At 68.7% G+C, this 13079-nt stretch carries 10 protein-coding genes and 1 pseudogene; 10 read left to right on the forward strand and 1 reads right to left on the reverse strand.

All coding sequences use genetic code 11. The features are described from left to right. The 7 genes and pseudogenes from SREC43747_RS20740 to SREC43747_RS0117840 all read left to right on the forward strand — a co-directional run. Nucleotides 1–257: pseudogene (locus tag SREC43747_RS20740) on the forward strand (hypothetical protein); the annotation flags it as partial. Nucleotides 258–628: 371 nt separating this feature from the next. Continuing rightward, nucleotides 629–1081: a universal stress protein gene (locus tag SREC43747_RS0117810; RefSeq protein ID WP_029722703.1), complete on the forward strand. Its 453-nt coding sequence runs from the start codon at nt 629–631 to the stop codon at nt 1079–1081. Beyond that, nucleotides 1053–2036, forward strand: a complete 984-nt coding sequence (locus SREC43747_RS0117815) for an adenylate/guanylate cyclase domain-containing protein (protein WP_029722705.1) — start codon at nt 1053–1055, stop codon at nt 2034–2036. The genes SREC43747_RS0117810 and SREC43747_RS0117815 overlap by 29 nt, the downstream gene beginning before the upstream one ends. 293 nt (nt 2037–2329) lie before the next feature. After that, a complete protein-coding gene (locus SREC43747_RS0117820; RefSeq protein ID WP_029722707.1) occupies nt 2330–3709 on the forward strand; it encodes an FAD-binding oxidoreductase in 1380 nt (459 codons plus the stop codon). A gap of 39 nt (nt 3710–3748) precedes the next feature. Further along, nucleotides 3749–4978 carry an SAM-dependent methyltransferase gene (locus SREC43747_RS0117825; RefSeq protein WP_029722709.1) on the forward strand — a complete coding sequence of 410 codons (1230 nt, stop codon included), beginning with the start codon at nt 3749–3751 and terminating at the stop codon, nt 4976–4978. Nucleotides 4979–5078: 100 nt separating this feature from the next. Beyond that, complete coding sequence (locus SREC43747_RS0117835) at nt 5079–5567, forward strand: VOC family protein (RefSeq protein ID WP_029722711.1); 489 nt, start codon at nt 5079–5081, stop codon at nt 5565–5567. A gap of 118 nt (nt 5568–5685) precedes the next feature. Next, entirely contained in the window at nt 5686–6513 is an 828-nt protein-coding gene (locus SREC43747_RS0117840; protein ID WP_029722713.1) for a putative RNA methyltransferase, read from the forward strand. 7 nt (nt 6514–6520) lie between these two features. Here the strand turns inward: SREC43747_RS0117840 and SREC43747_RS0117845 are convergent, their stop codons facing one another. Beyond that, entirely contained in the window at nt 6521–7873 is a 1353-nt protein-coding gene (locus SREC43747_RS0117845; protein ID WP_029722715.1) for an FAD-dependent oxidoreductase, read from the reverse strand. 344 nt (nt 7874–8217) lie between these two features. Between SREC43747_RS0117845 and SREC43747_RS0117850 the strand changes: the two genes are divergently transcribed. From SREC43747_RS0117850 to SREC43747_RS0117860, 3 genes are all read left to right on the forward strand, one after another. Then, entirely contained in the window at nt 8218–10305 is a 2088-nt protein-coding gene (locus tag SREC43747_RS0117850) for a putative bifunctional diguanylate cyclase/phosphodiesterase (protein WP_236623261.1), read from the forward strand. 161 nt (nt 10306–10466) lie between these two features. Beyond that, nucleotides 10467–12482, forward strand: coding sequence for a threonine--tRNA ligase (thrS, locus tag SREC43747_RS0117855; RefSeq protein ID WP_029722718.1), 2016 nt, complete (start codon nt 10467–10469; stop codon nt 12480–12482). Beyond that, nucleotides 12479–13054, forward strand: a complete 576-nt coding sequence (locus SREC43747_RS0117860) for an HIT family protein (RefSeq protein WP_029722719.1) — start codon at nt 12479–12481, stop codon at nt 13052–13054. Before thrS ends, SREC43747_RS0117860 begins: the two co-directional genes overlap by 4 nt. Nucleotides 13055–13079: the final 25 nt, after the last annotated feature.

A 13079-nucleotide genomic window follows, 5' to 3' on the forward strand; every position in this document is an offset into this window, starting at 1 on the left:
GCCACCGGGCTGATCCCCGGCGACCTGGAGCGGCTCTACCCGATCGCCACGCCGGACGCCAGCGACTCCGCCACCTTCGACGAGGGGCTGGAGCTGCTGCACCTCGGTGGGCGTTCGCTGCCGCACGCCGTGCTGATGATGATCCCCGAAGCGTGGAGAACCACGCGGAGATGAGCCCCGAACGGCGGGCTTTCTACGAGTTCCACAGCTACCTGATGGAGCCGTGGGACGGCCCGGCGCTGGTGGCGGTTTCAGAAGTTATTTCGGCGATCGGTTTGCGCCGGAAAGGGCCCTTTCCCGTCTGCAGTTCGGGTGATCTCACTGGTTCTCCTCGTGGGGTGATGCCGGTGCGGGCAGGCGGCCCGGTCGCTCTTCCGGGGCAGCGCCGGCCCGGAGGTCCCGTAGCAGCAAGTTGTGCCGGCGGAACATAGCGGGAGTCGCCCGTGCATGCTTTGTGCAGCTGCACAATAGATGATGCACCCGTTTGGGTGTATGCACGACGAGACCGCGTCACGAGGGGCTTCGAGCGCACATCGCGATCAATTGGACCGCCATGCGTGACTTCTCGGTGTCGAGGTCGTTAGGGTTCACAACCGCGCGAGTCCTTACTGCTGGAAGTAGGAGTTCGATGTCGAGTTACCGCACCGTCGTCGTCGGCGCCGACGGTTCTCGGCCGTCGCTGCGGGCGGTGTCCCGAGCTGCGGAAGTTGCCCGTGATTCCTCGGCACGGTTGGTGGTGGTCTGTGCGTACTACCCGAGCAGCCCTCGCCAGGTGCACGAGGCCGAGGACGAGCTCGGCGACGAAGCCTTCCAGGTGATCGGTTCAGCTCCCGCGGAGAGCAACCTGCGGGAAGCGGCGGCGGTCGCCGCCGAGGCCGGAGCCGCGGAGGTGGAGACGGTTGCTCGAAAAGGGGAGCCGGTGCCGGTGCTGTTGGCGGCAGCTCGCGAGCACTCCGCCGAGCTGCTGGTCGTCGGCAGCCGGGGCTTGAACACGCTGAAGGGTCGCATTCTCGGGTCGGTTCCTTCCGAGGTGTGCCGCCGGGCGGACTGCGATGTGCTCGTCGTACGAACCACGCGATAACGACAAGCAGCAGCGCCAGATCGCTGAAGCGGTCCTCGGTCGCCGTCTGCAGTACACGAAGTCGGAGGTCGCCGCCGCGGCCGGGGTGGAACTGGAACGGGCCGAACAGCTCTGGCAGGCGATGGGGTTCGCCCACGTCGATGACGACGAAGTGGTGTTCACCGACGCCGACATCGCCGCGTTGAAAGCCCTGGTGCAGCTGGTGTCCGCCGAAGTGATCCAGCCGGAGCTGGAGAACGCGGTGGCCCGTTCCCTGGCGCAGAGCATGTCGCGGCTGGCCGAGTGGCAGGTCGGCATCTTCCGGGCGCTGCTCGGCAAGCAGTTCGCCGAAGACCTCGACACCACCGCCCAGTTCGCCGGCGCCATCCTGCCGGTGATGGAGCGGCTGCAGGAGTACGTGTGGCGCCGCCACCTGGCGGCCACCGCGACCCGGGCGCTGGCGGAACCGGAGACGAACCCGAACGAGGTCGTGCAGGCGGTCGGATTCGCCGACATCGTCGGGTACACCCGGTTGATCCGGGACTTCACCGAGCTCGAACTGGCCCGGCTGATCGACCGGTTCGAAGAACTGGTCAACAGGGTGATCGCGGAGAACCACGGCCGGATCGTCAAAACGGTCGGCGACGAAGTGCTGTTCGTGACCGACCACGCGGAGGAAGCCGCCGAGATCGCCCTGACCCTCAACGAGGAGATCGGCAAGACCGAGGACATGCCGCGGCTGCGGATCGGGATGGCCATGGGCACGGTCCTGGCCAGGTTCGGGGACGTGTACGGGTCCACGGTCAACATCGCCAGCCGGTTGACCTCGGTGGCCCGCCCCGCGTCGGTGCTGGTGGACCGGGAGTTGTCCGCCGCGCTGCGCGAAGACGACAGGTACCACCTGATCTCCGTCGGCCCCACCAAGGTCCAGGGCTTCCGCGGCCTCCGGGCGTGGGCGCTGCGCCGCGCGCGGTGAGTGCGAATACCGGGTGACATCCGCGGACGCGGGTTGTTGCCGCCCCCTGACGAGCAATAGCGTCCGCGGTGGGTGTCGCGGAAGCCCGCGAACCGGTGCGCCGTCGCGCATCCGGGATCGGTCGCGAGTCGGTTCCCGTCCAGCACCGCTCCCCTGACGACGGGGGGAGCGGTGAGATCCGCTGCTCGTGCTCCGCGGCGGTGCACCGGAACCGCATCGGGGGAACTCCACGGTGCCCGCAGCGGAGTTGCTTTCAGATGCCGTTACGGCGGGCGGGCAATAGGGTCGGACGCATGGCAGAGCAGGGAACGGCCGCGGCGAGCAAGCACGCCGACGATGTTGCTGCGATAACGGCGCAGTACGCGAGGTTGCCCGCCGGGACCGCGGTGCGGCTGGCCAAACCGACCTCGAACCTGTTCCGCTTCCGGGACGCCCCGGCCGGGCCGGGACTGGACGTCAGCAGGTTCAACCGGGTGCTGCGCACGGATCCGCGGACGCGGACCGCGCACATCCAGGGGATGACCACCTACGAGGACATCGTCACCGCGGTGCTGCCCTCCGGACTGGTTCCGCTGGTGGTCCCGCAGCTGCGCACGATCACCCTCGGCGGAGCGGTCGCCGGGCTGGGGATCGAAGCCACGTCGTTCCGCAACGGACTGCCGCACGAGTCCGTTCGGGAAATGGAAATCCTCACCGGTGACGGGCGGGTGGTGACCGCCCGGCCGGACAACGAGCACGCCGCGCTCTTCCGCGGATTCCCCAATTCCTACGGCACCTTGGGATACGCGCTCCGCCTGGAGGTCGAACTGGAGCGGATCCGGCCGCACGTCATGCTCCGCCACGTCCGATTGGGATCGGCAGCGGAATGCGCGCACGCCATCGCCGAACTGTGCCGCGACGGGGAGTTCGACGGGAACCGCGTCGACTTCCTCGACGGCACCGCGTTCGGCCCCGGGGAGATGTACCTGACCATCGGCTCCTATGTGGAGGACGCCCCGTTCACCAGTGATTACACCGGCCAGCAGATCTACTACCGCTCGGTGCGCCGCAAGCGGGTCGACTTCCTCACCGCGGAGGACTTCCTGTGGCGGTGGGACACCGACTGGTTCTGGTGCTCCCGCGCGCTGGGGGTGCAGAACCCGCTGGTCCGCAGGTTGTGGCCACGGCGGTACCGGCGCTCCGACGTCTACCGCAGGATCGTCGCCCTGGACCGCAGGTACGGGCTCAGCAACCGGCTCGCCGCGCTGCGCGGCCAGCCCGGGTACGAACCGGTGATCCAGGACGTCGAGATCCCCGTGGACCGGTTGGCCGAATTCCTCGACTTCTTCCAGCGGGAAATCGGTATGCGGCCGGTATGGCTCTGCCCGGTCAAACTCCGGGACCCCGCCGGGTGGCCGTTGTACCCGATGGACCCGAACACCCTGTACGTCAACGTCGGCTTCTGGGGGATGGTTCAGCAGCGGCCAGGCCAATCACCCGGAAGGCACAACCGGGCAATCGAACGGGTAGTCCGGGAACTCGGCGGCCACAAATCGCTGTACTCCGATGTCTACTACGGCGAAGAGGAGTTCTGGGAGCTCTACAACTGGTCGGCGTACCAGCGCCTGAAGAAGGAGTACGACCCGGACGGCCGGCTTCCGGACCTGTACGACAAGTGCGTCCGGGGCTCCTGACCACAACACCACCGCGGGACCGGAGAGGAGCTGACAGCGATGGGCTGGGCGGATGTGATCACCCGGGTACTCGGCTCGGACGTTCCGGTGGAGATCCGGGCGTTCGACGGCAGCCGAGGCGGTCAGCCCGGGGCGGAGGTGTGCCTGGACATCCGTTCGCCGCTGGCGTTGTCCCACCTCGCGGCGGCTCCCAGCGAACTGGGGTTGGCCCGCGCCTACGTCACCGGTGCCATCGAGGTGCGCGGCGACATGTACACGGCGCTGGCCAGCTTCCCCTCGGTGTCCCTGGAGGGGGTCCCGGCGCAGGTGCGGCGCAGACTGGCGGTGCAGCTGCTCGGGTACCGCCTGTGGTGGCCGGCCCGGGTGCCGGAAGTCGAGCACCGGCCGCGCGGCCGCAGGCACTCCAAGAACCGCGACCGGAAGTCGGTGACCTACCACTACGACGTCTCCAACCGCTTCTACGAGTGGGTGCTGGGTCCCTCGATGACCTACACCTGCGCGGTGTACCCGGACGATTCGGCGTCGCTGGAGACCGCGCAGTTCGTCAAGCACGACCTGGTCGCCCGCAAACTGGGGCTGCGCCCGGGAATGCGGTTGCTGGACGTCGGCTGCGGATGGGGCGGGATGGTGATGCACGCCGCCGAGCACTACGGCGTGCGGGCCCTCGGGGTGACCCTGTCCGGCCAGCAGGCGCGGTGGGCGCAGAAGGCCATCGCCGAACGCGGGCTGGCGGAACTGGCCGAGGTCAGGCAGCTGGACTACCGGGACGTCACCGAATCCGGGTTCGACGCGATCAGCTCCATCGGGCTGACCGAGCACGTCGGCCGGAAGAACTTGGGCAGCTACTTCTCCTTCCTGCACTCGAAACTGCGTCCCGGTGGTCGGCTGCTCAACCACTGCATCACCCGACCGGATGGCAGCTACGGGGCTCGGGCCGGGAAGTTCATCGGCCGGTACGTGTTCCCGGACGGGGAGCTCGAGCCGGTCGGCACGCTCGTGTCGGCGATGAACGACAGCGGGTTCGAGATCCGGCACGAGGAGAACCTGCGCGAGCACTACGCGCTGACCCTGGCCGACTGGTGCGCCAACCTCGAGCGGCACTGGCCGGAAGCGGTCGCCGAGGTGGGGCCGCAGCGCGCCCGGGTGTGGCGGTTGTACATGGCGGCCTGCCGGTTGGGGTTCGAACGCAACGTCGTGCAGCTGCACCAGGTGCTCGGGGTGCGGCTGGACGGCACCGCGTCCGGCATGGCACTGCGGCCGGACTGGTGATCCTTCCGGGGGCGCCCCGAGATTCTTCCGCCCGCACCGATGAGTTCCGCCGGCCTGGGCGGTCTGTCCTCACGAGTCGCGAAAGTTCGGAGGACGGACCATGCAGCAGAAGATCATGCCGTGCCTGTGGTACGACCACGAGGCCGAGGAAGCGGTGCAGTTCTACACCTCGCTGTTCGAGGATTCGCGGATCGTGGAAACGGTCCCTTCCCCGGAGGTCGGCCCGGGCGAACCGGGCACCACGATGCTCGTGGTGTTCGAACTGGCCGGCCAGCGCTACATGGCGCTCAACGGCGGCCCCGAGTTCACGTTCAACGAAGCGGTGTCGCTGAACATCGCCTGCGAGTCGCAGGAGGAGATCGACAGGCTGTGGGAGCGCCTGGGCGAAGGCGGGGAGTACGGGCCGTGCGGCTGGTTGAAGGACAAGTACGGCCTCTCCTGGCAGGTGGATTCCGCGGAGTTGCAGCAGATGTTCAACGACCCCGACCAGGACAAGGTGAACCGGGTGATGCGGGCGATGCTCGAGATGAGCAAGATCGACATCGCGCGGCTGCGGGAGGCGGCTGAATCCCCGGCGGTCACCGGCTAGCGCTCGAGGACCGCGGTCCGGCAGCGCCGCGCCCGCGCTCCTGCCGCCGGTCGGGGAGCACCCCACCGCGAACCCGGGCCGTAAAATCGCCCGGGTTCGCCTGGGTGGAGGTTTGAGGGTGCTCGACGCGGTAGTGAACGTGCTGGCTTGTCCGCACTGCGGGGAGGGGCTGGCGCCGGGCGACGGCTCGCTGCGCTGTGCGGCCGGGCACGCTTTCGACATCGCCCGCCAGGGTTACGTCAGCCTGCTCTCCGCGAAGGGACGCCCCAACGAGGGGGACACCGCGGACATGGTGGCGGCCCGGGCCGGTTTCCTGGCCGCCGGGCACTACGAGCCCATAGCGGCCGAGATCAGCTCGGCGTTGGCGGGGACCCGGGGGTGCGTCGCCGACATCGGCGCCGGCACCGGCTACTACCTGGCCCGGGTGCTGGAGGAGCTGCCGGAGGCCACCGGGGTCGCCTTGGACACCTCCAAGTACGCCTGCCGGCGGGCGGCCAAAGCGCACCCCCGGATCGGCGCGGTGGTCGCCGACGCCTGGCAGCGCATGCCGCTGCGCACCGGCTCGGCAGCCGCGCTGCTGAACGTGTTCGCCCCGCGCAACGCGGCGGAGATGCACCGGGTGCTGCGCCCCGGCGGCCGGCTCGTGGTGGTCACCCCGAACCAGCAGCACCTGGCCTCGCTGGTGGACGCGCTCGGGCTGCTGCACGTCGACGAGCGCAAGCGGCAGCGGCTCGACGCGCAGCTGGCGGGCCGGTTCGAACCGCTGGCGGAGCGGACGGTGGAGTTCCCGCTGTCCCTGACCGCGGACGACGCCGCAGCGCTGGTGGCCATGGGGCCCAGCGCCTGGCACACCAGCGCCGCGGACCTCCGCGACCGGATAGCGGCGTTGCCGAGCCCGCTGCAGGTCACGGCTTCCGTTTCGGTCGGGCTCTACCAGCGCTGCTAGCGGTCGGTCAGTCCGATTCGCGGGAGATCCGGACCATCTCCTCCCGCGGCACCACCTTGATGCGCTCCCGGCCCTGGGCTTCGCCCAGCGCCTTCTCGTGCGCGTCCAACCGCTGCCAGCCCTCCCAGGTGGTGTACTCGACCTGGCGGTCTTCCAGCAGCTGCAGCACCGCCTCCCGCTCCGGGAACTCCGGGGCGGGCAGCTGAGCGGCATCGGCCAGCAGGTTGCCGATCGTTTCCAGCGCGTCGCCCTTGGTGTGGCCGATCAGCCCCACCGGTCCGCGCTTGACCCAACCGGTGGTGTAGACGCCCTCGAGCGGAGTGCCGTCCAGCCCCAGCACTCGGCCCCCCTCGTTGGGGATGGTGCCCTTCTCGGAGTCGAACGGCAGGTCGGCCACCGGGGAGCTCAGGTACCCCACCGCGCGGTACACCTGCTGGACCTCCCAGGTCTCGAATTCCCCGGTGCCGCGCACGTTGCCGTCCCCGGTCAGCTCCATGACCTGGGTCTTCAGCCCGGCCACCCGGTCGGTGCCCAGCACCTCGGCGGGAGCGCGCAGGAAGTGCACGTGCAGCCGCCGCGGCGTGTCGTACTTGGGTTCCCGCAGTGCCCAGTCCTGCAGGGTCTTCACCACGGTCTTGACCTGGTTGCTGGACCGGATGGCTTCCTGGCTGGCGTCGTCGAGCTCGAACCCCTCCGGGTGCACGATGACCTCCACCCCGTCCTGGTGGTCGAGCTCGCGCAGCTCCAGCGGGGTGAACTTGGCCTGGGCCGGCCCGCGCCGGGCGAACAGGTGGACGTCGGTGATCCGGGACTGCTTCAGCCCACGGTAGACGTTGTCCGGGATCTCGGTGCTCAGCAGGTCGTCGGCCTGCTTCGCCAGCACCCTGGCGACGTCGAGGGCGACGTTGCCGGCGCCGATCACCGCGACCTGCTCGGCGTCCAGCGTCCACTCCCGAGGGGCTTCCGGGTAGCCGTCGTACCAGTACACGAACTCGGCCGCCCCGTAGCTGTGCGGCAGGTCGATGCCCGGGATGTCCAGCGGGCGGTCGCCGTCGGCGCCGGTGGCGAAGATGACCGCGTCGTAGTGCTGGCGGAGATCGGCGAGCTTGAGGTCAACGCCGTAGTCGACGTTGCCCAGGAAGCGCAGCTGCGGTTTCTCCATGATGCGCTGCAGTGCGCTGACGATCCCCTTGATGCGCGGGTGGTCGGGTGCTACGCCGTAGCGAATGAGGCCGTAGGGCGCCGGCATGCGGTCGAACAGGTCGATGTCGACCGGCGTTTCCGACTTGATGAGGGAGTCGGCTGCGTATATGCCGGCTGGTCCAGCCCCGATGATTGCCACTCGCAACGGGCGAGACATCCACTCTCCTTTACCTGCGCCTGAACACGGCGCTGACAGAAACTGGCCCTGGACGGGCTTGCCGGATCTCGGCCAACTACTTCAGCTTAGGCATGCCTTACCTGGCGTCTCGCGGTGTGGGCCGGTGAGAATGTTCATAGCGGGAGCGGCTGGTGCGGGCAGGCGATCCGCGTGTACCCGCTCGCGTTCGGTCACAGTAAGATCACTCATGATCACCTTCGTCGGGCGGCGACTCGTGCGGGCAGTCGTTCGGCTGTGGCTAGGGAACAACCGCATCGACAGCAAATGCGCCGGTGGGAGGCGTCGGTTGGTGCGCTTCGCTTAACCCCGCGTGGAGAGCAGTTGTGGTCACCGAAGCAGACCGGATGGAATTGGCAACGCGTTGGCGCCGGGAGATCCAGCACACCAGCTACGTGCCGTTGCCACCGGCCGAGATCGACAACCGCCTGGCCGATTTCGCCAGCACGATCATCGAGGTCCTGGAGGGGCGAGCCGCTCTCGAGCGAGCCAGGCAGGTGGGGCAGGACCTGGTCCGCACCCGGTTCACCAACTCCGAGGTGCTGTCCCGCACGCTGCGGTTGTTCGCCGAGCGACTGCTGGACCTGGTGCCCGGTGCGTCCGTCCAGCAGGTGTCCGCGGTGCTCGGGGAGCTGGCCACCGGCTTCGCCTGCCAGCTGCGGGAGCAGTCGCTGCAGGAGCAGGAAGCCCTCAAACAGGCGGTGCTGCGGGCCCGGGACGAAGCGGAGCAGGCGCTGCGGGCCAGCGAGGCCAGGTCGCGCGCGGTGTTCAACTCCTCCCCGTTGGGGATCGCCATCGTCAACCTGGACGGGGTGATCGAGGAGACCAACCTGGCGATGCGGGAGATCTTCAACTGCCCGGAGAGCAAGCTGATCGGTGCCAGCATCTACGACCTGGTCGACGAGCAGTGGCGGGATCAGCTGCGGCGGAGTGAAGCGGACCTGCTCGCCGGTCGGGTTCCCCGGTTCCACGTGCAGACCTGCTCCACCGCCCCGGACGGCGGGCAGGTGTGGACCCAGCTCTCGGCCTCCCTGGTCTGCGCCTCCGACGGCGCTCCGGAATACCAGGTGCTGCTCTACGAGGACATCACCCAGCGGCACATGCTGCAGGAGCAGTTCCGGCGCCAGGCCACCCGGGATCCGCTGACCGGTTTGGCCAACCGGACCCTGCTGCAGACCAAGTTGGAGGAAGCCCTGCAGCCGCTGTACCCGGGGCGCCGGGTCGGGTTGTGCTACTTCGGGCTGGACGGGTTCAAAGCCATCAACGACAGCGCCGGGCACTCCGCCGGCGACAAGCTGCTGCGCGCGGTGGCGCAGCGGATGGAGAACTGCTGCACCGATCCGGGCAACCTGGTGGCCCGGATCGGCGGGGACGAGTTCCTGGTGCTCGTGGCGGATTCCAACGGGGCCGGGCAGTTGATCGAGCTGGTCGAGACCATTCGCCGGGAGATCACGCAGCCGGTGCGCGTCGACGAGCACGAACTGCGGGTGCTGAGCAGCGTGGGCGTCTTGGAGCGGGAGGTCGCCGGCGCGACCCCGGAGGCGCTGCTGCGCGATGTGGACATCACCCTGTACCGGGCGAAGCGGGACGGTCGGGCGCAGTGGGTGCTGTTCGACCCCGAGGACAACGCCCACGACCGCAAGCGCTTCCAACTGTCGGCCGCGCTGCCAGCGGCGCTGGACCAGGACGAGCTGTTCGTCGAGTACGAGCCGGTGGTGCGGTTGCGCGACCACAAGGTGGTGGCGGCCACGGCGGTGGTGCGCTGGGACCACCCGGAGCTCGGTGAGCTTCCGGAGGAGGAGTTCCTCGCGCTGGCCGAGGAGACCGGGCTGATCGTCCGGCTGGGCAACTGGGTGCTGGAACGGGCCTGCCAGCACGCGAGCCAGTGGCGGGAGGAAGGCTTTCCGCAGGTGGTGGTGTCGCTGACCCCACGGCACACCCGGGACCCGGATCTGGTGGCCAGCGTGCAGGAGGTGCTGCGCTCCACCGGGCTGCCGCCCAGCTCCTTGGTGCTGTCGCTGCCGGAGGAGGCGCTCTTCGACCAGCACGGCGACCCGTCCGACATCCTGGACATCTTCACCGGCATGGGGATCCGGCTGTTCGTGTACGAGTTCGGCTCCGAGTACAGCCGGGTGCCCCGGTTGCGGGGGCTGCCGCTGGCCGGGGTGCGGATCGACGGCCCGCACGTCGCGAACTTCGAGCACCCCGAGGGGCCGGATCCGCTCAACCGGTACCTGGTGCAAGCGGCGGTGGGCGCGGCGGAGCTGATGGAGCTCCCCGTGCTGGCCACCGGGGTGCGCACCCGGGTGCAGGCCGAGCGGCTGCACCAGCTGGGTGTGGAGCTCGTGCAGGGCGAGTACTCCGGTGGGGTGGTATCGGCTTCGGAAATGGCGGAGCTGGCCGCCGGCAGCTGATCTCCCCGCGTCCGGGAGCGCACCCGGGAGCTGGGAGAAGGCCGGTTCCGGGCGCTCGATAGCATCGAGGGACGAAGCGTGTCCGCGCCGGTCGAATTACCGGCAACTACCTAGGAGTGATCGTGTCCGTTCTGCCTTCCCAAGCCCAGCAAGCTCCCCGGGTGAAGGTACCGGCGGGCACTACTGCCGGGGAAGCGGTCGCCGAGGCGGGGCTGCCTTCGAAGGGGCCGCAGGCGATCGTCGTGGTTCGTGACGCTGACGGGAACCTCCGGGACCTCGCATGGGCGCCGGAGACGGACACCGAGGTGGAACCCGTAGCCGCGGACACCGAGGATGGGCGCAGCGTCATCCGCCACTCCGCCGCGCACGTGCTCGCGCAGGCTGTCCAGGACCTGTTCCCGGAAGCCAAGCTGGGTATCGGACCGCCGGTCAAGGACGGTTTCTACTACGACTTCGACGTGGAACGCCCGTTCACGCCGGAGGATCTGCAGGCGCTGGAGAAGCGCATGAAGCAGATCATCAAGTCGGGCCAGAAGTTCTCCCGCCGCAAGCTCGAGTCGGTGGAGGCCGCCAAGGAGGAGCTGGCCTCCGAGCCGTACAAGCTGGAGCTGGTCGACCTCAAGTCGGAGGTGGACACCAGCGAGGTGATGGAGGTCGGTGGGGGAGAGCTCACCGTCTACGACAACATCGACCGCCACGGCAACGTGGTGTGGGGTGACCTGTGCCGCGGGCCGCACGTGCCGCACACCCGGTTCATCCCGGCGGTCAAGCTGATGCGGGTCGCCGCCGCGTACTGGCGTGGCGACCAGCGCAACCAGCAGTTGCAGCGCATCTACGGCACCGCCTGGGAGTCGAAGGAGAAGCTGAACGAGCACCTGGAGCTGCTGGCCGAGGCCGAACGGCGCGACCACCGGCGGCTGGGGAGCGAGCTCGACCTGTTCTCCTTCCCCGAGGAGATCGGTTCCGGGTTGGCGGTCTTCCACCCCAAGGGCGGCATCATCCGCCGGGAGATGGAGGACTACTCGCGGAAGCGGCACGCCGAAGCCGGGTACGAGTTCGTCTACACCCCGCACATCACCAAGGACGCCCTGTTCAAGACCTCGGGGCACCTCGACTGGTACCAGGACGGCATGTTCCCGGCGATGCACCTCGACGAGGAGCGGGACGCCAACGGTGAGCTGCGCAAGCCCGGGCAGGACTACTACCTCAAGCCGATGAACTGCCCGTTCCACAACCTCATCTTCCGCTCCCGCGGGCGCTCCTACCGGGAACTCCCGCTGCGGCTGTTCGAGTTCGGCTCGGTGTACCGGTACGAGAAGTCCGGTGTGGTGCACGGGCTGACCCGGGTGCGCGGGATGACGCAGGACGACGCGCACATCTACTGCACCCCCGACCAGCTGCAGGACGAGCTGAAGTCGCTGCTGGGCTTCGTGCTGGACCTGCTGCGGGACTTCGGCCTCGACGACTTCTACCTGGAGCTGTCCACCCGCAACGAGGAGAAGTACGTCGGCGACGACGCCAGCTGGGAGATGGCCACCGAGGCGCTCCGCGAGGCGGCGGAGGCGTCCGGCCTGGAGCTGGTGCCCGACCCGGGCGGGGCCGCCTTCTACGGTCCGAAGATCTCGGTGCAGGCCAAGGACGCGCTGGGCCGCACCTGGCAGATGTCGACCATCCAGGTCGACTACCACCTCCCGGAGCGGTTCAACCTCGAGTACACCGCTCCGGACGGCAGCAAGCAGCGGCCGATCAAGATCCACCGCGCGCTGTTCGGCTCCATCGAGCGGTTCTTCGGGGTGCTCACCGAGCACTACGCGGGAGCGTTCCCCGCGTGGTTGTCGCCGGTGCAGGTGATGGGGATTCCGATCGCCGACGAGCACGTCGAGCACCTGCAGAAGGTCACAAACGCGCTGCGGGTTGCCGGCTTGCGGGCCGAGGTGGACACCAGCGACGACCGGATGCAGAAGAAGATCCGCACCCACACCACGCAGAAGGTCCCGTTCATGCTGCTGGCCGGGAACCGGGATGTGGAGAACAACGCGGTGTCCTTCCGGTTCCGCGACGGCACCCAGATCAACGGGGTCGCGGTCGACGACGCGGTCGCGGCCATCACCAAGTGGGTGCAGCGCAGGGAGAACGCCTCCCCGACGGCGGAGAACTTCCAGGCGGAGTTGGCGTGAACCAGGAGCGCGGCCCAGAGGGCGTGGAGTTGACCGAACAGGACGGTGCCGGAGTGCCGGACGCGCTGCAGCGGCTGTGGACTCCGCACCGGATGGCCTACATCAAGGGGGAGAACAAGCCCGACGGGGGCGATAGCGACGGTTGCCCGTTCTGCCGGCTGTTGGAGTCGGGCAAGCCGGACAGCGAGACCCTGATCGTGGCGCGGGGAGAGCTGGTTTTCGCCATCCTCAACCTCTACCCCTACAACCCGGGCCATCTGATGGTGCTGCCGTACCGGCACGTGGCCGACTACACCGATCTGACCGAGGCGGAGACGATCGCGGTCGCCGAGTACACGCGCACGGCGATGCGGGTGATCCGGCACGTGTCAGCGCCGCACGGGTTCAACATCGGTTTGAACCAGGGGGCGGTCGCCGGTGCGGGCATTGCTGCTCACCTGCACCAGCACGTCGTGCCCAGGTGGGGCGGTGACTCGAACTTCATGCCGGTGATCGGCCACACGAAGGTGTTACCGCAGCTGCTCGGGGAGACCCAGCAGTTGATCTCCGAGGCCTGGCAGAAGATCGGTTGAGCTGGCGAGGGGGACCGGCCGGAGG

It is taken from the genome of Saccharopolyspora rectivirgula DSM 43747, assembly GCF_000497205.1.
Lineage (GTDB): Bacteria > Actinomycetota > Actinomycetes > Mycobacteriales > Pseudonocardiaceae > Saccharopolyspora > Saccharopolyspora rectivirgula.